We start from the raw sequence: 20849 nt of genomic DNA, 5'->3' as shown, positions 1-20849 counted from the left end.
CCAGTTACTTTTTATCCGGCCATAACGTTACACTAAAGTTCTACAACCAAAAAATTCAAAATTGAAAACAACCATTTGTTCGGTTCTGTTGGCCTTGTGGTGCATAAGCCACTGTGTCTTTGGTCAGACCATTATAGAAGGAAAGGTTACTGATGCAGAAACAGGAGACCCAATACCCTTTGCCAGCGTGTACTTTCAAGGGACCACCATTGGTGTTCCAACCGATTTTGATGGTTTTTATCGTATAAAAGGTGAGGCCAAAAGCGATACCTTGGTGGTTTCCTACATTGGCTATGAAACCAAAACAAAGGCTTACCAAAAAGGAGTAACCCAAACCATTAATTTTCAGCTCAACCCTGAAGCAACCGCTTTGAGCGATTTTGTGGTAACAGCCGGGAAAGTAGAAAACCCGGCCTTTGATATACTTAGGCAGGTAATGGATCATAAACCCGTGAACGACAAGCGCAGGTTAGCTGCCTATGAGTTTGATAGCTACAACAAAATTGAAATTGATGTAGACAATATTTCAGATAAGCTGAGGCAAAAGAAGTTTATGAGAAAAATTGCGGCAGTCCTAGACTCCATAGAGGTTATTGCAGGAGAAGACGGAAAGCCCATTTTGCCCCTTTTTATTTCCGAATCGCTATCAAGATACTATTATCGGTCCGACCCTAGACTTTCTAAAGAAGAAGTGCTCAAAACCAAAATAACCGGGGTGGGTATTGAAGACGGAAGTCTAATTTCACAAGTCATAGGTTCATCCTTTCAGCAATACAATTTTTACCAAAACCGAATGAATATTGTTGAGAAGGAGTTTGCCTCGCCCATTGCCGATGGCTGGAGAATTCTCTATGACTATGTGCTGGAAGATTCGGTGACTATTGGTGGAGAGTTTTGTTACCTGCTCGATTTTAAACCTAAAAACGATCAGGAGCTGGCCTTTGTAGGTAAAATGTGGATTACCAAAAGAGATTTTGCCATAAAACAAATAGATGCTACGGTGCAGCGTACGGCCAATCTTAATTTTATTGAGAAAATTAAAATTCAACAAGAATTAGACAGGGTAGAAAACGGAGCCTGGTTGCCGGTAAAAACCCGTGTGCTTGTAGATGTGGCCGAAATAACCAATAAATCGGCCGGTTTCCTGGCTAAATTCTATACCTCCAACCAAAACCTGAGAGTTACAGAACCAAAAGACACCCGGTTCTTTGAGCGTGCTATTGAACTTTCGGAGCAATCGCGCGAATATGATGAAAGCTTTTGGGAGCAAAACCGACACGATAAGCTCACTCCAACAGAGATTAATGTAATCTCTATGATTGATACCCTTAAAAACATACCCATAGTAAAAACATGGACCACTCTGGCCAAAACCTTTGCCAGAGGTTATGTGGAGGTAGGGGCGTTCGATCTGGGGCCATGGCCCTTTTTACTCGGAAACAATAATATTGAAGGATGGCGTGTTCGTGTGGGAGGAAGAACCAATGAGCACTTTAGCCGAAGATGGCAGTTCAATGGCTACATGGCTTATGGTTTCGATGACGAGAAGTACAAATATGGCTTGGGAGCCACTTGGATTGCTGACCGAAACAACTGGACTACCTTCAATGTCAATTACCGAAAAGACATAGATCAGTTCGGAATTCAACCCGATGCCCTTACCGATATTGATGGTGGAACTGCCTTTCTGGCCCTTACTCAACTAGGAAATCTCGTTCGGCCGTTTAGATACGAAAGTTATCAATTAGGAGCTTTCAGGCAGTTTTCGCGTGCCTTTTCAGCCGGAATTTTACTTACCAACAAAAGCTTTCAGCCGGAATTCGATTTTAGGTACAGAACCAATTTGGAGAAACCCGATAGCCCCTTAGGGACAGATTTCTCTACCTCAGAAGTAACGCTGAGGTTAAAATATGCCAGAGACGAATCGTTCATTATAAACGACAACAGTCGAATAAGTCTGGGAACCTTGCGCTGGCCCATGTTTATGGCTTCGGTTACCCGTGGCTTTAAGGGAGTGGCAGGAGGAGATTTTGACTATACAAGAATTAATCTTGGTGTTCAGCAGAGGCTCAAGCTTGGCTTCTGGGGAGTATCCAACTACCAGATCAATGCCGGCCATACTTTCGAAGACCTGCCATATACTCTATTGAACGCCCATATTGGAAACGAACAAATTGTGTATACCACCATAGCCTTCAATACCATGCAGTTCTATGAGTTTGTGAGTCAGTCATACGCCTCTTTACGTTATCAGCACCAGTTTGGTGGGTTCATCCTCAACCGGGTTCCGTTAGTTAGAAAACTAAAGTGGCGACTAGTAGGTACGGGCAATATTCTTTTTGGCGGAGTGAGTCAAAGCACCCTGGATGTGCAGGCACTAACCGATGAAAATGGAAACTCTCTGCCACAGTTTGATGTGCTGGAAAACGGACGGCCTTTTGCCGAAGTTGGGGTTGGGGTAGAAAATATTTTTAAGTTCTTTAGGGTAGACTATATCAGGCGCCTTACCTATCTGGAAAATCCAGGTGTCGAAAAATCAGCCATAAAGTTTAGCTTTAATCTTAGTCTCTAGTTATAAAATCAGTGCTTAGCACAAGGCTATGCAGATTTAAATTGCATATTTGCAGCCTGAATAGATTTTAACCCAAACTGATGGTTTGTAGCATCAGAAAACGATTAAAATGAGCAATCAAGAGATCAAAATCACACTACCCGATGGCAGCGAGAAAGTATTCTCCAATGGGGCCACTGCCATGGATGTTGCCCTGAGTATTAGCGAAGGCCTGGCCAGAAACGTATTGGCTGCCGAAGTAAACGGAGAGGTATGGGATGCCAACCGCCCAATTACCCAAGATGCCACGGTTAAACTTCTTACCTGGAACGATGAAGATGGAAAGGCTACTTTCTGGCACTCTTCGGCTCACCTGATGGCCGAAGCACTGGAAGCGCTATATCCGGGGATAAAATTCGGAATAGGTCCGGCCATTGAGAATGGCTACTACTATGATGTAGACTTTGGCGATAAAGAATTTGATGCCAGCGAGCTGGAGCAAATTGAAAAGAAAATGCTCGAGTTGGCGCGCGAAAAAAATAATTATGAAAGAAAGGAAGTAGCCAAACAAGATGCCATCGCCTACTTTAAAGAGAAGGGTGATGAATATAAGTTAGAACTTCTTGATGGGCTTGAAGATGGCTCCATCACTTTTTATACCCAAGGAAATTTTACCGACCTGTGTCGTGGTCCTCACATACCCAATACCGGGTTTATAAAAGCTGTAAAGCTTCTCAATGTGGCCGGAGCTTATTGGCGTGGCGATGAAAAAAGAAAGCAGCTTACCCGAATTTACGGTATAACCTTCCCTAAACAGAAAGAGCTTTCCGAGTTTCTTCATAACCTGGAAGAAGCCAAAAAGAGAGATCATAGAAAACTGGGGAAAGAATTAGAGCTTTTTACATTTTCCGAAAAAGTAGGAATGGGCTTGCCGCTTTGGTTGCCCAAAGGTACCAGGCTTAGAGAGCGACTGGAAGGTTTTATGCGTAAGGCTCAGGTAAAGGCCGGCTACGACCCTGTGGTTACACCTCATATTGGACACAAGAATTTATATGTGACTTCAGGCCATTACGAGAAGTACGGAGAAGATTCGTTCAAACCCATACAAACACCCAATGAAGGGGAGGAGTTTTTACTAAAACCCATGAACTGCCCCCACCATTGCGAAATTTACAACTCGAAACCTCGCTCTTATAAAGATTTACCTCTTCGATTGGCCGAGTTTGGTACAGTGTATCGCTACGAACAAAGTGGAGAGCTTCATGGACTTACGCGTGTAAGAGGGTTTACGCAAGACGATGCGCACATTTTCTGTAGGCCCGACCAGGTGAAAGATGAATTTAAAAAGGTTATAGACCTGGTACTTTACGTATTTTCTTCACTTGGTTTCGAAGATTATGTAGCTCAAATAAGTTTAAGAGATCCGGAAAATAAGCAAAAATACATTGGCGAGGACCATTTATGGGAACAAGCCGAAGCCGCTATTCAAGAAGCAGCTGTAGAAAAAGGATTAAAAACCGTGACTGAATTGGGTGAGGCTGCATTCTACGGTCCTAAGCTCGATTTTATGGTGAAAGATGCTCTGGGCCGAAAATGGCAGCTTGGAACCATTCAGGTAGACTATACGCTGCCCGAACGGTTCAAACTAGAGTACACCGGGTCCGACAATCAAAAGCACAGACCGGTAATGATTCACCGTGCACCGTTTGGTTCGCTTGAGCGCTTCGTAGCCGTGTTAATTGAACATTGTGCCGGAGAGTTTCCGTTGTGGCTCACTCCAGACCAGGTAGCTATTCTGCCTATTTCCGAAAAATATGCCGACTATGCACAAGAAGTATATACTGCGCTGGAGGCAGCCGATATTACCGGATTTATAGATCACAGAGACGAAAAAATAGGTAGGAAAATCAGAGATGCCGAAGTAAAGAAAATCCCTATTATGCTTATTGTGGGAGAAAAAGAAGCAGCCGAAGGTCAGGTTTCTGTCAGAAAACACGGGCAGGGAGATCAAGGGAGTATGTCGGTAGATGATTTTATTGTTTATTTTAACAAAGAGAAAAGTGCATCTTTAGGTACTGTTCCAGTATAATATCGTCTGGAGTAGTTGTTGATTATTAGAAAATAATACCGATATTTGCAGTCATTTTTAACAAAACAAGGAGGTTACAATCGCTAAAATGAGAAGGAACTACCCGCAAAGAGGCAGGGTAGAAGAACCGTACAAGGTCAATGAAAGAATTTCGGCACCCGAAGTAAGGGTAGTCGGTGAAAACGTAGAGCAGGGAATTTTTCCATTAAAACAGGCTTTACAGATGGCTGCAGAGCAAAGCCTTGACCTTGTGGAGATTTCTCCTACAGCGAAACCGCCCGTGTGTAAAATAATTGATTACTCTAAGTTCAAGTACGAGCAAAAGAAGAAGCAAAAGGAGATAAAAGCCAAAGCTTCCAAAACAGTAATCAAGGAAATTAGATTTGGACCCAATACCGATGATCACGACTTTGAGTTCAAACTAAAGCACGCAATTAACTTTCTTAAAGAAGGGGCAAAGGTGAAAGCCTATGTACACTTTAAAGGAAGGACAATTGTATACAAAGAAAGAGGCGAGATTTTGCTCTTGAAATTCGCCCAGGCTTTGGAAGAGTATGCCAAAGTAGAACAGTTGCCAAAACTAGAAGGAAAAAGAATGTTCTTGTTTTTGGCACCTAAGAGCGCAGGAAAGAAAAGTTAGTAAAACTAATATTTATAAAATGCCTAAAGTAAAAACTAAATCTGGAGCGAAAAAGCGTTTCAAGTTGACAGGAACCGGCAAAATCAAAAGAAAGCACGCTTTCAAAAGCCACATCCTGACTAAAAAAGAAACGAAGCAGAAGCGTAATTTGACTCACATGGGCTTGGTACACAAGTCTGATGAGGCAAACGTGAAGCACATGCTCAACATCTAAAAAAACCTTAAGGTTTAATGTTTAACCGGAGTTTTGGTATTAAGTTCTCTCTGAGACGCCAAAAATCAAAAACAACAAAAAAATGCCAAGATCAGTAAATACTGTAGCGTCTAGAGCGCGAAGAAAAAGAGTTCTGAAATTAGCCAAGGGCTATTGGGGACGTAGAAAAAATGTTTGGACTGTAGCTAAAAATGCAGTTGAAAAAGGTCTCACTTATTCTTACAGAGACAGAAAAGCCAAGAAGAGAGAATTCAGAAAGCTTTGGATTCAGAGAATCAATGCCGGTGCCAGAGAGCATGGTATGTCTTACTCTCAACTAATGGGTAAAATTGGTAAGTCTGGAATTGAATTGAACAGAAAGGTTCTTGCCGACTTAGCGATGAATCATCCGGAAGCTTTCAAAGCAGTAGTAGATAAGGTAAGGTAAATTACCATTCAGATAATATATGCAAGCCCCTGCCGAAAGGTTGGGGCTTTTATTTTAGATAGAGTTTAGTGGAATGTAAAAAGACGACTTTGGTAGATCCGTTTTCTTTAACTACTAATGCACTTTCTAACCACGATCTGTCCGGTGGAATGATTCCCTGATTGAAATAACTAATGTGGCCGGTATTGTCGATTATGGTTATTCGTTCCTCATTTACAGACCACTTTCTGCCCAGCGTAGCCGGCATTAATGCCAACAGACTGTCAGTATTCCAAATTTCGTCATGTTCAAACATATAGAAGTCTTTGCTAAGGGTTTGCTTCAGTAGTAGACTGTCGCCATTAGCCAAGGCTTCAAAGAATTGCTCAATGCAGGTAGTCACTTCTTTCTCGCTAATAGCTGCATTTTTGGGCGTATGATTAACCTCACAGGCTAGCAGTAATAGTAGAATGAGTGATGATAGGGTAGTCTTTTTCATAAAGTTCAATATGGCGAAAAATGCCAATTATAGAATCCATTCTATTAGTAGTGAATATGGTTTTAGAACTGAAAGATTGTAAGAAACAAAAAAAGCAGCTCAATGAGCTGCTTTCTGGTAGCGAGGACGGGAGTTGAACCCGTGACCTCAGGGTTATGAATCCTGCGCTCTAACCAACTGAGCTACCTCGCCAGATTCCTTGAAATTACCCGAAGGGATTAGCCTTCGGTTTACTCAATTTTAGGATACCAAAATAGCCTTTTCGCTTACGGGCTTGCTAAAATTGAGGTGCAAAGGTAATTATCTAAACTTGATTATTACAACCTGTTTCCACACTTTTTTTTGTTTGTCGAAATGGTAATTAAGTTCTATATTACCCAACTTCATTTTTTCAGCCTATGGGAAAGTTAAAGTTCGTGACGGAGTTTGAGGTGAACGCTTCTCAAAAGATGCTCTTCCCTTACCTTAGTACGGCCAGTGGCCTTGCTCAATGGTTTGCAGACGATGTGAACATTAATGAAGATAAGGTCTACAGTTTTTTGTGGGATGGTGAGGAGCATAAAGCACGAAAAGTTTCCCAGCGTACCAATCATTCGGTCAAATTTGAGTTTCTCCCCGAAACTGAGGAAGACGAAGACGACCCCAATTATCTTGAGCTGAAACTCGATGTAAATGAGCTTACCCAAACCGTATTTTTACAGATTACCGACTACTCTGATTTAGACGATGAAGAAGAGCAGCAGGATCTTTGGGAAAACCTTGTATACTCACTAAAAGAACTCATTGGAGGTTAAGCCAACACCGGCTTGCATTTACTAGCTAAAGGCATGATCTTTGAGGCCTAACCGGGGCAAATTAGGCTGCATGAAGAAAATAGATAGGTTGGTATTCGGATCCTTTATAGGACCTTTTTTGCTTACCCTTATTGTTGTTGATTTTATCCTCCTGCTGGTTACCCTGTTGAAATACTTCGACCAGATTATGGGCAAGGGGTTAAGTGCTTCTGTCTTTGCTGAGCTCATTACCTATTTTTCGATATCCAGTTCCCCCGATGCATTCCCTCTGGCCATTTTGTTAAGCTCAATAATGACCTTTGGTAATTTGGGAGAACACTCTGAGTTAACCGCAGTGAAGAGTTCCGGAATATCTTTGGTAAGAGCGTTGCTGCCCATTTTTATTTTTGTGTTGGGCCTCACCGGTTTTACCTATTACTCCAACACCCAACTTGTACCTAAAACCAACCTCAAAACCTACAGCCTGTTATGGGATATGCGAACCAAAAAACCTGCCCTTGATATCAAGGAAGGTGTTTTTTACGATGGTATACCGGGCTACAGTATCAAGGTGAATCAAAAAATAGGCGATGAGCAATTAAAAGATATTATCATTTACGATCATACTTCCAATAGCTCTCAAGGGAATAAGAAGGTAATTCTGGCTGACTCCGGCCGGATGTATTCCTTTATGAATCAACGCTATCTGGCTTTAGAACTCTACGATGGAAAGCGCTACGAGGAGAATATGAACGAAACCCGGGATGACAAAGAAAAAGGGGGACAGTTTATTAGAGATACTTTTTCTAAGAGCATTATCCGCTTCGATCTGTCATCGTTCGATATGGGCGATACCGATGAAAAATTATTCAGAAGGAGTCGTCTGGTGCAAACCCGCCAAGAGCTAATAGAAGGTATAGACTCTATGCAGCGTGATATACTTTCTAAAGAAGCACAGATATTTACCCAGGTAAGTTCCAATGGTTTCAGGTTTCATTTGGCTCGCGACCTTGATGTTCCTGAAGAGATTGCCAAACCCAAGGCATATTACGATTCGCTGTATAATATTGAAAAAGCCAAAAAGAAGTCAAAGGCAGATGATATAGTAACCCCCGATAGTGTGATGGGGCGCAGCAAGCCGGAAGAACGATTGGTAAACGGTGATGCAAAGATAGGTGAGACCGATGCTCAAGCTGAAGACGATTTGGAAGAGCAGTTAGAGTCTGCTCGTTCCAGGGGAGAGCAATATGCCCGGCAACAAGAGTCAGCGATAAGTAAAAAAAATAAAGTTTATACAGAAGAGCAGATAGATAAGACCTTAGAACGGCTGGAGGAATATTATGAACCGTCTAAGGCTAATCCCGACAACTTACGAATTACCACAGCCATTAATTATAGTGTTAACAATACCAGAACGGCCAGAAATATTCTCAACAGCCGAATTACAACGCTGAAGAATGTGCAGAGAGATCAACGTAAGTTTAGAGTCACCAAGAACCAACAGATAGCCAGGTCAATGGCTTGTCTTATAATGTTTCTTATTGGTGCTCCCATTGGGGCCATTATTAAGAAAGGAGGATTGGGGCTGCCGGTTATTGTTTCAGTTATTTTCTTTTTGGTTTACTACGTTTTAAATACCACCGGAGACAAGTGGGGAAAAGAAGGTGTGTTAGATCCGGTTGTAGCAGTGTGGATGTCCAATGTCGTTTTACTACCCATAGGCTTGTTCTTTTTACGGCAGGCCAGAAACGACTCTCGTCTCTTCGAAGTAGATGCCTATCTCAATGCCTGGGAAAAGGTTAAGAAATTCTTTTGGAGAAAGAATCGATCAGAAGAAGTCTAAGGTTTGTTAATTACCCTTCGAATTCATACCTTTGCGGCTGTTTTAATTATAAAAATCAAATTTAGCTAAGCATGTATTTATCAAGCGAAAAGAAACAAGAGTTGTTTGAGAATCATGGTCGGTTAAAGTCAAAAGGTGATACAGGGTCTCCTGAGTCACAGATTGCACTTTTTACCTACCGAATCAATCACCTTACAGAACACTTAAAAGTTAACAAGAAAGATCACTCTTCTCGATTGGGTCTTTTGAAACTGGTAGGTAAAAGAAGAAGATTGCTCGACTATTTGTACAACAGAGACATTGAGCGTTACAGAGCAATCATTAAGGAATTGAACCTTAGAAAGTAAAATATTAAAGAAGGGAGTTCTTAGGAATTCCCTTTTTTCCTTTTATATTTTATTGCAGGATGAACATACTTCCTGCTTTCTTATTTTAAAATCTATATATGTCGAAAATTGTAACTAAGTCCATCAAAATGCCCGATGGCGCGGAAATCACAATCGAAACGGGTAAACTAGCAAAACAAGCGGACGGTTCAGTAGTGGTAAGAATGGGCAACACCATGTTGCTCGCTACAGTGGTGTCAGCTACTGAAGCCAAAGAAGACACAGACTTTCTCCCTCTTTCTGTAGACTATCAGGAAAAATTTGCTAGCTCAGGTAAAATTCCTGGCGGTTTTTTAAAGAGAGAAGGTAAACTTTCAGATCATGAGGTGCTAATTAGCCGATTGGTCGATAGAGCCTTAAGACCTCTATTCCCAGATGATTATCATGCCGATACGCAAGTGATGATCTCTATGATTTCTCACGATGAGAATGTAATGCCGGATTCTCTGGCAGCATTGGCAGCTTCTGCTGCTCTTTCTGTTTCAGACATTCCTTTCAACGGACCTATTTCTGAGGTTCGCGTGATTAAATATGAAGGTGAGTTTTTGGTAAACCCTAATAAGGAAAAAGCCAAAGCTGCCGAGTTAGATATTATTGTTGCTGCCGACCTCAAAAACATAATGATGGTTGAGGGCGAGATGAAAGAGGTTTCAGAAGCAGATTTGCTCGAGGCCATGAAAGTAGCCCACGATGCCATTAAGTTGCAGTGTCAGGCACAGATTGAATTGGCCCAAGAAGTTGGGTCTACTCAAAAAAGAGAATATTCTCATGAAAAGTCAGATCCGGAGCTTTGGGCTAAAATGGAATCTGAACTATATGATAAGTTATATGCTGTTGTTTCTAAGCAAACAGCCGATAAATCGGTTAGAAGCAACGATGTAAAAGCCATCAAAGAAGCTTTTGTTGAGTCACTTCCTGAAGATCATGAATACGACTCATTCCTTATAAGCCAATATTTTAAGAAGCTTCATAAAAGAGCTGCCAGAACCTTTGTGCTCAATGAGAGAAAGCGACTGGATGGAAGAGACTTTACGGAAGTAAGGCCAATTACCTGTGAGGTAGACTATTTGCCTTCAGCTCATGGTTCGGCTGTGTTTACACGAGGAGAAACTCAATCATTGACATCGTGTACCCTAGGTACTAAACTAGATGAGCAAATGATTGATGGTGCTACTGAGTCGGGTTATAACAAGTTCATACTGCACTATAACTTCCCAGGTTTTTCAACCGGAGAAGTTCGTCCCAACAGAGGACCTGGCAGAAGAGAAGTAGGGCATGGTAACCTAGCCATGAGAGCACTAAAACAAGTGCTTCCGGCCGAAGATACTAACCCTTACACCATACGTTTGGTCTCAGACATTTTAGAATCTAACGGTTCTTCTTCTATGGCTACCGTTTGTGCAGGCTCTTTGGCACTTATGGACACCGGTGTTAAAATCTCTGCTCCAGTTTCGGGTATAGCCATGGGAATGATTTCAGATGCTGAAACCGGAAAATACGCCATTCTTTCTGACATCTTAGGCGATGAAGATCACCTGGGAGACATGGACTTTAAAGTTACCGGAACGGCTAAAGGAATTACTGCTTGTCAGATGGACATCAAGGTTGATGGCCTTTCTTACCAAGTACTGGAAGAAGCGCTTGAGCAGGCAAAACAAGGAAGACTCCATATTCTCAATGTAATGAATGAGGTGATTTCTGAGCCAAGAGCCGACTTCAAACCTCATGTGCCTAGAAGCGAGAAGTTCAATATTCCTAAAGACCAGATTGGTGCTGTTATTGGTCCTGGTGGTAAGGTAATTCAGGAAATACAGAAAGAGACCGGAGCAACCATTAATATCGAAGAGGTGGCCGATAGCGGTGTTGTTACTGTTTTTGCAGTGAACAAAGAGGCTATGCAGGCGGCTGTTAAGCGAATTAAGGCTATAGTAGCTGTTCCTGAAGTAGGCGAAGTTTACGAAGGTAAGGTGAAGTCTATAATGCCATTTGGAGCATTTGTAGAGTTCATGCCTGGTAAAGACGGATTGCTACACATTTCGGAAATAAAATGGGAACGACTGGAAAAAATGGAAGGCGTTCTTGAAGTAGGTGAGGAAGTAACCGTAAAACTCATTGGAATAGACAAAAAGACGGGCAAGTTCAGACTGTCCAGAAAAGTTTTATTACCAAAACCAGAGCATAAGAACGAACAGAATTAGTATCTGCCACGTTGTTATGAGTGGAACTTTTCATAATTTACGAGTTGTTCCAAATTGTTTAAAGACAGGAAGAAAAGCATTTATTTGAATGAGACAGCTTAAGATTAGTAAGCAGATTACCAATAGAGAGTCGCAATCTCTCGATAAGTATTTACAGGAAATTGGTAAGGTAGACCTTCTTACTCCCGATGAAGAGGTAGATTTGGCCAAGAGAATCCGAGAAGGAGATCAACTGGCCTTGGAGAAGCTTACCAAAGCCAACCTGAGATTTGTGGTATCTGTGGCTAAACAGTATCAAAATCAGGGCTTGTCGTTGGGAGATTTGATTAACGAAGGAAACCTTGGGTTGATCAAAGCAGCTCAGCGTTTTGATGAAACCAGAGGTTTTAAGTTCATTTCTTATGCCGTTTGGTGGATCAGACAGTCCATTCTACAAGCTCTGGCGGAACAGTCCAGAATTGTACGACTCCCGTTGAACAGGGTAGGTTCATTGAATAAAATTTCAAAGACCTTCTCTGAACTTGAACAAAAATTTGAAAGAGAGCCATCGCCCGATGAATTGGCCGAAGTATTGGAAGTAACCACCAATGAAGTTGTGGATACTATGAAGATTTCGGGTAGACACGTGTCTATGGATGCTCCATTTGTTCAGGGAGAAGAAAATAGCTTGCTGGATGTACTTGAAAATGACATGGAGGAAAAACCAGACACTGGTCTGATGAATGACTCCCTGAGAAGAGAGGTACAACGAGCACTTTCTACCCTAACCCAACGAGAGGCCGATGTGATTACACTATATTTTGGTCTGAATGGAGAGCATTCCATGACTCTGGAAGAGATTGGCGAAAAATTCAATCTGACCCGCGAGCGTGTAAGGCAAATCAAAGAAAAGGCCATCAGAAGGTTAAGACATACTTCGCGCAGCAAGGCGTTGAAGCCTTATCTGGGCTAATCGATAGTATTAGAATAAAAAGAAAAGGTGTCCTAAAAAGACACCTTTTTTTGTGTGTCCACATTGGGAACAATTGCTTTGCTTAAAACTGTTAAAGGCTTAGTTTTGACAAAATTTGAGAAGGAGATGACGAAAGAAAACGTAAAAGTGCTGATTATTGGATCTGGTCCTGCCGGATATACTGCCGCTATTTATGCCTCTAGAGCCGGTTTAAACCCTGTTTTGTATACAGGAGGAGAGCCTGGAGGACAGCTAACGACTACCAACGATGTTGAGAACTTTCCGGGGTACCCCGATGGTGTAAACGGTCCACAAATGATGGTAGATCTTCAAAAGCAGGCAGAGCGATTCGGTACTCAAGTGCGTTACGGAGTTGTCACAAAAGTAGACTTCTCGTCATATCCTCATACCGTTTGGGTAGACGATAAGCATGAAGTAACGGCCGAGGCTGTGATTATTTCAACAGGTGCCAGTGCCAAATACCTTGGTTTAGAGTCTGAGAAAACATTTGCCAACAAAGGAGTATCGGCTTGTGCCGTTTGTGATGGCTTCTTCTACAGAGGTAAAAATGTGGCCGTGGTTGGCGGTGGTGATACTGCCGCTGAAGAAGCTACCTATTTGGCTAATCTTTGTCCTAAAGTATACCTTCTGGTTCGAAGAGACGAAATGAGAGCGTCCACCATTATGCAGGAGAGAGTGAAAAACACTCCTAACATAGAAATCTTATGGAATACAGAAGCCGAAGAGGTTTTGGGAGATGATAGCGGTGTAACGGGGGTTAGGGTAATAAATAATGAAACCGGAGAGAAACGAGAGTTGGAGATTAGTGGTTTCTTTGTTGCCATAGGCCATAAACCCAATACAGATATTTTTAAAGACTATCTTGAGATGGATGAAACCGGATATCTCATTGTACAACCCGGTAGTACCAAAACCAATGTAGAAGGGGTTTTTGCTACGGGCGATGCAGCCGATAGAATTTATCGTCAGGCCGTAACAGCTGCAGGTACCGGTTGTATGGGGGCGTTAGATGCTGAGCGATTTCTCGCAGAAAAGGAGTTTGAAAAAGAATCAGAAAAGGAGATGGCTTAATCTCCTTTTTTTCACTAATCAATAGTAATGAAATTAGATATTCTGGCGTTGGCCGCCCACCCTGATGATGTAGAACTTTCGTGTGCTGGAACCCTCGTAAAGGCGGTTTCGATGGGGAAGAAGGCTGGGATTGTCGACTTTACTCAAGGAGAATTGGGCACGCGGGGAACTCCTGAAATACGAATGCAGGAAGCCCAAGCCTCGGCAAAAATCATGGGGCTTTCCGCACGGGAAAATCTAGGCTTTCGTGATGGTTTCTTTACCAATGATGAAGCACATCAGCTTGAAGTCATAAAAATGATCAGGAAGTACAGGCCAGAGATTGTACTGGCCAATGCCATTAGTGATAGGCACAGCGATCATGGAAGAGCTTCTGAATTGGCTCGTGAGGCCTGTTTTTTAGCCGGGCTTACCATGATAAAAACGGAACACGAGGGGCAAAAACAAGAAGCCTGGCGGCCCAAAACCGTATATCACTACATTCAGAGTATCCCTCATGATCCCGATATAATTGTTGATGTCTCTTCGGCCTGGTCAACCAAGCTAGCAGCCATAAAGGCATTCAAATCGCAGTTTCACGATCCTGAATCCAAAGAACCGGCTACCTATATTTCCTCTCCTGAATTTTTAAACATGATTGAGGCCAGAGGTATTCATTATGGCCATGAAATAGGAGTGAAATACGGTGAAGGCTTTACTGTAGAAAGAACCCCCGGTGTAAGCTCAATCTTCGACCTCGTTTAGAAGAACCACTGTAGACGGTTTGGGCTTCAATGCTGCCCATCGTCACGAGTTTAGAGTTCATTAAGCGGTGGCTTCATTATTCTAAGATACTTGTGCAGGCTTTTGAGCGTAGCTAGGGGTTGAACTCAAATCGAATGGCAAAACAGTTACGGCAATCAAGGCGAAAGCCGACTAATTTTCCAGTTGCCTTTGGCTTGTTTTTCATAAAGCAGCCGATCGTGCAATCGGTTTTGCCTTCCCTGCCAAAACTCAAATGAAGTAGGCTCAATACGGTAGCCTCCCCAAAAATCGGGCAAAGGCACTTTTCCCTCTTTAAACTTTTGTTTCATTTCTGCCAGTTTCATTTCGAGTATAGAACGCGAACTAATGACCTGACTTTGTTGAGAAACCCAGGCTCCCAACTGGCTGCCATGAGGCCGACTGGTAAAGTATTTTAATGACTCTTTGGCCGAAACCTTTTTGGCGACTCCCTGAATGAAAACCTGCCGCTCCATGGCGTACCAGGGAAATAACACACTTACCTGATTGTTCTTTTCAATATGGCGCGCCTTTCTACTTTTATAGTTGGTGTAAAAGACCAAACCGCTATGATCCAGGGCTTTCATAAGAACGGTGCGCTGAAAAGGCCTGTTCAGTTCATCTACTGTACTCAACACCATGGCGTTAGGTTCCAGCAATTCTCCTGACTGCGCTTCTCCAAACCATTTTTCGAACTGTACAAAGGGGCTTTCGTTGGCCGATTCTACATCGAGAGCAGCTTTGGTATATTCCTGTCGGAGATCAGCAATGGATTTGGTCATAAGCAGTTTTTTTATTCAGGTAACAAATTTAAGCACTAAAGTTTTTCCTTTTCGTTAGGCAAAGTAAAGATGCATTTATAATTTCCATTCAAATCGATTATATGTTTGAATACGACAAAAATATTCCGGACCCGGAGCGAGGAGACTTTCTAATCTCAGAGCCATTTTTGAACGATCCAAACTTTGAGCGAACGGTAATTTTGGTTTGTGAACATTCAGAAGAAGGTACCTTTGGTTTGGTACTCAACAAAATGAGCGACCTTACATTAAGCGATGTAATGGATGAGTCGATTAATTTTAACGGTTACCTCAATATTGGTGGGCCGGTAGAACAAAACACACTACATTTCGTCCACAGGTTAGCCGATCAGATTCCGGGGTCCATTGCCTTAGGAGAGGATTTGCATTGGAGTGGAGATTTCGAGCACATTAAATTCATGCTTAATTCAGGGCTGCTAAAAGAAGACGACATACAGTTTTACTTAGGTTATTCCGGTTGGGGCTCAGGACAGCTGAGGGAGGAACTCGATAGACAGTCTTGGTTTGTGAGAAAGAAAGCAACTGCCCGGGAAGTGTTCGACCTGGAGTCCGACATTCTTTGGAAGTCCATTTTGAAGCAAATGGGGGGGAAATATAAGGTGTTTTCAAATTACCCGGTAGACCCACGTTTAAATTGATTCTTTTACTAAATTTGGTTTCGTAACGGTGCGGTGCAAACCGATAGATCTAAAGATATGAGCGAAGAAAAGAACATGCAGCAGGGAGATCAGGAGGAGAAAAACGATCTGACTGAAAATCAACAGGAAACTACTCAGCAGGCAACAGCTGAAAATTCTATACAACAACCGGAAGAGGCCATAACCGAAGGCGCTGAAGAACCGAAAAACAGTTCGGAAGAAGATAGCCTGACAGGGCAAGAGGAAGAGAAGGAAAAACTGACCGGGCAGACTGAACAGAACACTGGCGAGAAAAAACTCGAAAGTGAAGACGATCTGCACAACGACTCTGAAGAGGATGAGGAGGAAGATCATGAGGAAGAACTCCCGGATTATTCTGAATACAGCAGAGAACAGTTGGTAGAGGTTATCGAAGAACTTGCTCAGCAAGATACGTTCAAACGATCGGATCGTATTTTAGCCGAAATCGTACCTATCTTCGAGGAGCTTGAACAAGGCCTCAGACAGGAGGCCCTTAACAAGTACCTTGCTGAGGGAGGAGAAGAAGATAGCTTTGAGTTCCGTCACGATGAACTGTTCAATCGGTTTGATGCCAGCCACCGTTTAATTCGCGATAGAAAGTATAATTACTACAAAGAGAAAGAAGCTGCCAGAACACGTAACCTGGCAAAAAAAGAAGAGCTTCTCGATCAGTTGAGAGAGTTGGTCGATGGTGAGTCGGCCACTACCAGCATTAAACCTATAAAAGATATTCAGGAAGCCTGGAAACAGGTAGGGCCTGTTCCGCCTCAGCACAATAAAACTCTATGGGCCAATTATAACGCTCTGCTGGATCGTTTCTTTAATAACCGTCATATTCTTTTTGAACTCAAAGAGTTAGACCGAAAGAAAAACCTGGAGGCCAAAACAGAGCTTTGCGAAAAGGCTGAGGCTCTGGATAAGCTCACTAACATTAAAGATGCGGTAATTCAACTCAACGAATTACACGAGGAGTACAAGCACATTGGTCCGGTACCAAAAGAAGTACAAGAAGAGCTTTGGCAACGGTTTAAAAATGCTTCGGACAAAATATACAAGAAGCGCAAGGAGTACCTGGAAGAGCTCAAGTCTGACCTCAAAGAAAACTTGGAGAAGAAGGAAGCTCTTGTAAAAGAGTTAGAACCTTTTACTGAGTTTACATCAGACAGAATAAATGCCTGGAATGCCAAAACCAAAGAGATTTTGGCTATTCAGAAGAAGTGGGATGCCATTGGTGGTGTTCCCCGCGACAAGGCCAAAGAGGTAAATAAAGGCTTTTGGGGTAATTTTAAGGCATTCTTTGCCAATAAGAATGAGTTCTTTAAGCAGTTAGAAGGTCAGCGTAAGGAGAATCTGGAGAAGAAAGAGGCGCTGGTAGCCGAGGCGGAAGCTTTGCAAGAAAGTCATGAATGGGAGCAGACAGCCGAAAAATTGAAAGACTTGCAGCGCAGATGGAAGGAAATAGGCCCTGTGCCTGAAAAGAAAAGGAACGAGGTATATGAGCGTTTCAAAAAGGCTTGCGATACTTTCTTTAACAACAGGCGGTCGCATCAGAATAAGGCTGAAGCCAAGTTTGTAGAAAACCAAAAGGCAAAAGAGGAAATAATAAATCAGCTTAATACGAAAGCCAAGTCCGGAGAGGCTTCTGAAGATGAGCTAATGGAACTTGTAGAGCAGTTCAATCAGATAGGCTTTGTGCCGAGAAATGCTATTAAAACTATTGAGGGACAATTCTCTGAGGCACTGGAAAACTATGTGGCGCAACTGGGTCTTGAAGAGAATGAAGCTGAGTCGCTTATTATTAGGGCCGAAATGTCTGGCCTGCAAAGTGGTCCGGGTGGCAACAGGAGACTGAATAAAAAAGAAGCGGCATTGAGAAGAAAGATAGGCGAGCTGGAAGACAACATTGCCTTATGGAGAAACAACCTATCGTTTTTTGCTAACAGCAAGACTGCGGATAAGCTGAAAGGTGAGTTTGATGAGAAGATCGATAAGGCAGTAGAAGAGGTGAGAGAGTTAAAGAAGCAATTGCGGATTCTTAGAAGTCTCTGATAATCAAGTACAACAAAAATTGTTGATAATTTTGATGTTTCAGGCTTTGCATAATTAATAGTCGCTTCTATCTTTGCACTCGCTTTGAACGAAAAGCAAAAAGAAGCCTCCTTAGCTCAGCTGGTAGAGCAACTGACTTGTAATCAGTAGGTCGCTGGTTCGATCCCGGCAGGGGGCTCTGAAAATGAGAGAGTTACGTAAGTAGCTCTCTTTTTTTATGCCTTTCAGCGTGTTTTCAGCGTGCTTTTGAAATGAATTATTCAAAAGTGCCTATCATACTGGAAGAATTATTAAAGAATGCTGGCACTCCTTATTTCGCCCTTTTAAAAAAGGCTGAACAAATCGGCTTGGGTTTGCTTATACCGAGATTAGGGTCAGACGTTCAGATGCGCTGGGTGTTAGACCTTTTAAGTTCATTATAAACCCTTTCTTATTTACAGGATACCAGTTAAGTATGCTTCATAACCTTATTATTTTGCTTATTGAGCCAATTGAATGCCTTCGATGAATTAGTGAATGACCAGAATGCTTCTGAAGCTGGGCAGGTGAAAATTTCCGGACTTTCTAATCCAATACCATAGATTTCGTTTAACAGTCTGTGCTTGACCCTAACCACAAGTTCATGAAGCGGGTAATAAAAATCTGCACCTATAATAGCTCTTGGGTAGAAGGACTGGCTTTTATCTTGATAGGCAAAACACCAAAGGCTTCTGGTTCTGATTGTACCATTTTGCCAAAGGGTAATTACTGCTTTGCCAATGTCTTTTGTATACCCTGCATGCTCTCTCTTTGGGTTGTGAGTAATAATTAGGTCTATTTCACAGGGAGGAAGATTTTGGATAATGGCCTTTTCAAGTATTTTTTGGTTTGATGTCTTTATCTCCGTACCATCATCAAGGCTCATTATTGCTCCATTAACCTTCAGTGCCTTGAGTGCTTTTTTGAATTTTGAAATACCTTCCTCATTCTGTCTCTGGCAAAGACAGATAATGTGCCAATTCCAGGCCTTTTGGTGTTTCAAAATAATTCCGCCTGCCCATAGTATTTCATCATTGGGTTGAGATACAATGATAACTACATTTCTTTTGGTAGCATTTTGTACTTTATAATCCGGTGTGTTTCGAGGTAGTTTGGACTTATAATAAAATTCATGAAATGTCTCCATCATTAAAAGGGCTATTGAACGCCTGTATTTTCATTTCCAGTTTTGATAATGGCCAAAAATATTTTGAGTCTTATCGTTGCTGTTAGAGTACTCTGAATCCTGGCTGGGATTATGATTGATTGGCCATTCTTTACTATGAAAGTTTGATTACCGATGCTTAGTCTGGCCAGACCTTCTATTACCTGAAGGTAGGTGTCGAAAGGAACTGACTTTCTATCCATTACCTGACCAGTATCAATGGCTACAATACTAAGATTGCCCGTAGGTCTGTTGATAATTGATCTGACCACTATTTTCTTGTGATCAAACTGTACAATTTCACTTGTGGTAAAGGTTGTGCCTTTTGCTACTTCTGGATGTTCCATGCTGAGTTCTTTATATATTTTTCTCTTTAAACTTTGATTTGGAGACCTTAATTACTCCATCACCAATACCAAAGCTCTTGTGGTTAACTTTTATTGGCATTTAGTAGTGCGTTACCGATTCATAACCACTTTTAATTACGGTTGTCAAAACCTTGAATTCTGTTTTGGCGATTAATGTACTTCGTAAATTGGCGGGAACGATGATGGATTCAGATTGACAGACATGATATGCTTCTCCACCAATGACAATTTCTGCTTCTCCTTCAATTATTTGTAGTAGTGTATCGAAAGGTGAAATTTTTCCTTCCATAGATTAACCAATGACAAAAGCAGCAACACTGATATAACCAGTGGGTTTGCTGATGATAGTACGAATGGTGATACTATTGTCACAATAATCAACTAAGTCGGCACTACTAAAAGGCAGAGCCGCCCCGATTTCTTCGTTGGAAACTGTCATTTGCTAAAGTGTTTTTTAAAGGGAGAATACCAGCCATTTCACCAATGACATTTACCAGGTCAGAGCCCGCAGGTACAACTATTTTCGTGTTTTTTTCTAACGCTGTCTCCAGTGCTTCCAGCTTTCTCAGCAATTGTGCATTTCCGATAAAGTATTTATCTGCTGCCTCATTGACAAGCTTGATGGCTTCGGCTTCACCTTCGGCATGAAGTATTTTAGACCGTTTGAAACCCTCGGCTTCCTTGATTTTGGCCCTCTTAACACCATCTGCAACGGTTTCGGCTGCTGTCGCTGAATCTATGGCCGCAATTTTCTCGTTCTCGGCCTTAACCACTTTGTTCATAGTCTCCTGAACATCGGCTGGAGGGTCTATTTGCTTAAGCTCTGTACGGATTATTTCAATACCCCAGTTTTTTGTTTCGTTGTGAAGTGTTTCATGTAATTCCATATTTATTCTGCCGCGCTCACTGTTAGCTGATTTCAGGGTTAGAGTACCGATAATGTTTCTCAGTGTGGTTCTGGCCAGATTGACAATCTGCCAGGAGTAATTGTTTACATCATATGTGGAACCCTTTACACTTTCTTCGTCAGATTTGACCCTAAAGTAGACTTGAGCATCGACACTGGCGTTTAGATTGTCGTTTGTGATAATTTCTTGAGGTTCTGCATCAACCATTTGTTCGGTTATGTTCACCTGAAACATTCGATCCACTATAGGTATGACCCAGTGAAACCCAGGTTGAGCTAACTTTTTATATTTCCCTAAGCGTTCAATTAGACCCTTATGAGTAGGGCGGACAATTCTAATTCCAGCAAAAAAGAAAAGGATAACCGGAAGTGCTATGATGAGGATATTGAAAATTTGTGAATATTCTTTCATGATTTTTACCGTTGAGAGAGATTGAATAAGAGAGCGGCTAACTCA

At 42.0% G+C, this 20849-nt stretch carries 20 protein-coding genes and 2 tRNA genes; 15 read left to right on the top strand and 7 right to left on the bottom strand.

All coding sequences use genetic code 11. From position 1 onward, the window contains the following. Positions 1–61: 61 nt before the first annotated feature. The 5 genes from B3O12_RS14620 (at position 62) to rplT (ending at position 5921) form a co-directional block, all read left to right on the top strand. Positions 62–2572: a DUF5686 and carboxypeptidase-like regulatory domain-containing protein gene (locus B3O12_RS14620; protein WP_286756832.1), complete on the top strand. Its 2511-nt coding sequence runs from the start codon at positions 62–64 to the stop codon at positions 2570–2572. A 109-nt stretch (positions 2573–2681) separates the two neighbouring features. Further along, entirely contained in the window at positions 2682–4640 is a 1959-nt protein-coding gene (thrS, locus tag B3O12_RS14615; RefSeq protein WP_189630026.1) for a threonine--tRNA ligase, read from the top strand. Positions 4641–4728: 88 nt separating this feature from the next. Next, the gene (gene infC, locus B3O12_RS14610; protein ID WP_189630027.1) at positions 4729–5280 is read left to right on the top strand and encodes a translation initiation factor IF-3; all 552 of its coding nucleotides are present in this window, start codon (positions 4729–4731) and stop codon (positions 5278–5280) included. A 19-nt stretch (positions 5281–5299) separates the two neighbouring features. After that, complete coding sequence (gene rpmI, locus B3O12_RS14605; protein WP_189630028.1) at positions 5300–5494, top strand: 50S ribosomal protein L35; 195 nt, start codon at positions 5300–5302, stop codon at positions 5492–5494. A gap of 82 nt (positions 5495–5576) precedes the next feature. Further along, a complete protein-coding gene (rplT, locus tag B3O12_RS14600) occupies positions 5577–5921 on the top strand; it encodes a 50S ribosomal protein L20 (protein ID WP_286756831.1) in 345 nt (114 codons plus the stop codon). 49 nt (positions 5922–5970) lie between these two features. On the opposite strand, the gene B3O12_RS14595 is transcribed toward rplT, so the two are convergent. Further along, a complete protein-coding gene (locus B3O12_RS14595; RefSeq protein ID WP_286756828.1) occupies positions 5971–6399 on the bottom strand; it encodes a hypothetical protein in 429 nt (142 codons plus the stop codon). Positions 6400–6514: 115 nt separating this feature from the next. Continuing rightward, positions 6515–6591 (bottom strand) — tRNA-Met (locus B3O12_RS14590). A gap of 206 nt (positions 6592–6797) precedes the next feature. Here B3O12_RS14590 and B3O12_RS14585 point away from each other — a divergent pair. The 7 genes from B3O12_RS14585 (at position 6798) to bshB1 (ending at position 14387) form a co-directional block, all read left to right on the top strand. Further along, positions 6798–7193: an START-like domain-containing protein gene (locus tag B3O12_RS14585; protein WP_189630031.1), complete on the top strand. Its 396-nt coding sequence runs from the start codon at positions 6798–6800 to the stop codon at positions 7191–7193. 70 nt (positions 7194–7263) lie between these two features. Further along, positions 7264–9015 (top strand): LptF/LptG family permease, encoded by a 1752-nt coding sequence (locus B3O12_RS14580; RefSeq protein WP_286756826.1) that lies wholly within the window; start codon positions 7264–7266, stop codon positions 9013–9015. Between the two features lie 71 nt (positions 9016–9086). Then, positions 9087–9362: a 30S ribosomal protein S15 gene (gene rpsO, locus B3O12_RS14575; protein WP_189630033.1), complete on the top strand. Its 276-nt coding sequence runs from the start codon at positions 9087–9089 to the stop codon at positions 9360–9362. Positions 9363–9460: 98 nt separating this feature from the next. Then, positions 9461–11599 (top strand): polyribonucleotide nucleotidyltransferase, encoded by a 2139-nt coding sequence (gene pnp, locus B3O12_RS14570; protein ID WP_189630034.1) that lies wholly within the window; start codon positions 9461–9463, stop codon positions 11597–11599. A gap of 88 nt (positions 11600–11687) precedes the next feature. Further along, positions 11688–12551, top strand: a complete 864-nt coding sequence (locus B3O12_RS14565; protein WP_189630035.1) for a sigma-70 family RNA polymerase sigma factor — start codon at positions 11688–11690, stop codon at positions 12549–12551. A gap of 126 nt (positions 12552–12677) precedes the next feature. Continuing rightward, positions 12678–13643, top strand: coding sequence for a thioredoxin-disulfide reductase (gene trxB / locus B3O12_RS14560; protein ID WP_189630036.1), 966 nt, complete (start codon positions 12678–12680; stop codon positions 13641–13643). 27 nt (positions 13644–13670) lie between these two features. Further along, the gene (bshB1, locus tag B3O12_RS14555; RefSeq protein ID WP_189630037.1) at positions 13671–14387 is read left to right on the top strand and encodes a bacillithiol biosynthesis deacetylase BshB1; all 717 of its coding nucleotides are present in this window, start codon (positions 13671–13673) and stop codon (positions 14385–14387) included. 155 nt (positions 14388–14542) lie between these two features. On the opposite strand, the gene pdxH is transcribed toward bshB1, so the two are convergent. Further along, positions 14543–15187: a pyridoxamine 5'-phosphate oxidase gene (gene pdxH, locus B3O12_RS14550; RefSeq protein WP_286756824.1), complete on the bottom strand. Its 645-nt coding sequence runs from the start codon at positions 15185–15187 to the stop codon at positions 14543–14545. 101 nt (positions 15188–15288) lie between these two features. On the opposite strand from pdxH, the gene B3O12_RS14545 reads away from it, so the two are divergent. The 3 genes from B3O12_RS14545 (at position 15289) to B3O12_RS14535 (ending at position 18112) form a co-directional block, all read left to right on the top strand. Beyond that, on the top strand, positions 15289–15864 hold the full coding sequence (locus B3O12_RS14545; protein WP_189630039.1) for a YqgE/AlgH family protein: 576 nt from the start codon (positions 15289–15291) through the stop codon (positions 15862–15864). Positions 15865–15921: 57 nt separating this feature from the next. Next, entirely contained in the window at positions 15922–17934 is a 2013-nt protein-coding gene (locus B3O12_RS14540; RefSeq protein ID WP_286756822.1) for a DUF349 domain-containing protein, read from the top strand. Positions 17935–18039: 105 nt separating this feature from the next. After that, positions 18040–18112: transfer RNA gene (locus tag B3O12_RS14535), tRNA-Thr, on the top strand. 270 nt (positions 18113–18382) lie between these two features. Here B3O12_RS14535 and B3O12_RS14530 read toward each other — a convergent pair. From B3O12_RS14530 to B3O12_RS14515, 4 genes are all read right to left on the bottom strand, one after another. Then, on the bottom strand, positions 18383–19102 hold the full coding sequence (locus B3O12_RS14530; protein WP_286756821.1) for a hypothetical protein: 720 nt from the start codon (positions 19100–19102) through the stop codon (positions 18383–18385). An 8-nt stretch (positions 19103–19110) separates the two neighbouring features. After that, on the bottom strand, positions 19111–19464 hold the full coding sequence (locus tag B3O12_RS14525) for a hypothetical protein (RefSeq protein ID WP_286756820.1): 354 nt from the start codon (positions 19462–19464) through the stop codon (positions 19111–19113). Between the two features lie 100 nt (positions 19465–19564). Continuing rightward, positions 19565–19774, bottom strand: a complete 210-nt coding sequence (locus B3O12_RS14520) for a hypothetical protein (RefSeq protein WP_286756819.1) — start codon at positions 19772–19774, stop codon at positions 19565–19567. Between the two features lie 106 nt (positions 19775–19880). Beyond that, on the bottom strand, positions 19881–20804 hold the full coding sequence (locus B3O12_RS14515) for an SPFH domain-containing protein (RefSeq protein ID WP_286756818.1): 924 nt from the start codon (positions 20802–20804) through the stop codon (positions 19881–19883). Positions 20805–20849: the final 45 nt, after the last annotated feature.

The organism is Roseivirga sp. UBA838, from assembly GCF_002296035.1.
In the GTDB taxonomy this organism is placed as follows: Bacteria; Bacteroidota; Bacteroidia; order Cytophagales; family Cyclobacteriaceae; genus Roseivirga; species Roseivirga thermotolerans.
The sequence above is the reverse complement of the archived record's forward strand: the minus strand, read 5'-3'. Positions and strand labels throughout refer to the sequence as shown.

What these genes read in the sequence shown, in the direction of transcription:
- B3O12_RS14585 (WP_189630031.1), top strand. Translation starts at nt 6,798, where the DNA reads ATGGGAAAGTTAAAGTTCGTGACGGAGTTTGAGGTGAACGCTTCTCAA.
- thrS (WP_189630026.1), top strand. Translation starts at nt 2,682, where the DNA reads ATGAGCAATCAAGAGATCAAAATCACACTACCCGATGGCAGCGAGAAA.
- rpsO (WP_189630033.1), top strand. Translation starts at nt 9,087, where the DNA reads ATGTATTTATCAAGCGAAAAGAAACAAGAGTTGTTTGAGAATCATGGT.
- infC (WP_189630027.1), top strand. Translation starts at nt 4,729, where the DNA reads ATGAGAAGGAACTACCCGCAAAGAGGCAGGGTAGAAGAACCGTACAAG.
- rplT (WP_286756831.1), top strand. Translation starts at nt 5,577, where the DNA reads ATGCCAAGATCAGTAAATACTGTAGCGTCTAGAGCGCGAAGAAAAAGA.
- pnp (WP_189630034.1), top strand. Translation starts at nt 9,461, where the DNA reads ATGTCGAAAATTGTAACTAAGTCCATCAAAATGCCCGATGGCGCGGAA.
- B3O12_RS14520 (WP_286756819.1), bottom strand. Translation starts at nt 19,774, where the DNA reads ATGGAAGGAAAAATTTCACCTTTCGATACACTACTACAAATAATTGAA.
- pdxH (WP_286756824.1), bottom strand. Translation starts at nt 15,187, where the DNA reads ATGACCAAATCCATTGCTGATCTCCGACAGGAATATACCAAAGCTGCT.
- B3O12_RS14565 (WP_189630035.1), top strand. Translation starts at nt 11,688, where the DNA reads ATGAGACAGCTTAAGATTAGTAAGCAGATTACCAATAGAGAGTCGCAA.
- B3O12_RS14515 (WP_286756818.1), bottom strand. Translation starts at nt 20,804, where the DNA reads ATGAAAGAATATTCACAAATTTTCAATATCCTCATCATAGCACTTCCG.
- B3O12_RS14530 (WP_286756821.1), bottom strand. Translation starts at nt 19,102, where the DNA reads ATGATGGAGACATTTCATGAATTTTATTATAAGTCCAAACTACCTCGA.
- B3O12_RS14580 (WP_286756826.1), top strand. Translation starts at nt 7,264, where the DNA reads ATGAAGAAAATAGATAGGTTGGTATTCGGATCCTTTATAGGACCTTTT.
- rpmI (WP_189630028.1), top strand. Translation starts at nt 5,300, where the DNA reads ATGCCTAAAGTAAAAACTAAATCTGGAGCGAAAAAGCGTTTCAAGTTG.
- bshB1 (WP_189630037.1), top strand. Translation starts at nt 13,671, where the DNA reads ATGAAATTAGATATTCTGGCGTTGGCCGCCCACCCTGATGATGTAGAA.
- B3O12_RS14595 (WP_286756828.1), bottom strand. Translation starts at nt 6,399, where the DNA reads ATGAAAAAGACTACCCTATCATCACTCATTCTACTATTACTGCTAGCC.
- B3O12_RS14545 (WP_189630039.1), top strand. Translation starts at nt 15,289, where the DNA reads ATGTTTGAATACGACAAAAATATTCCGGACCCGGAGCGAGGAGACTTT.
- trxB (WP_189630036.1), top strand. Translation starts at nt 12,678, where the DNA reads ATGACGAAAGAAAACGTAAAAGTGCTGATTATTGGATCTGGTCCTGCC.
- B3O12_RS14540 (WP_286756822.1), top strand. Translation starts at nt 15,922, where the DNA reads ATGAGCGAAGAAAAGAACATGCAGCAGGGAGATCAGGAGGAGAAAAAC.
- B3O12_RS14525 (WP_286756820.1), bottom strand. Translation starts at nt 19,464, where the DNA reads ATGGAACATCCAGAAGTAGCAAAAGGCACAACCTTTACCACAAGTGAA.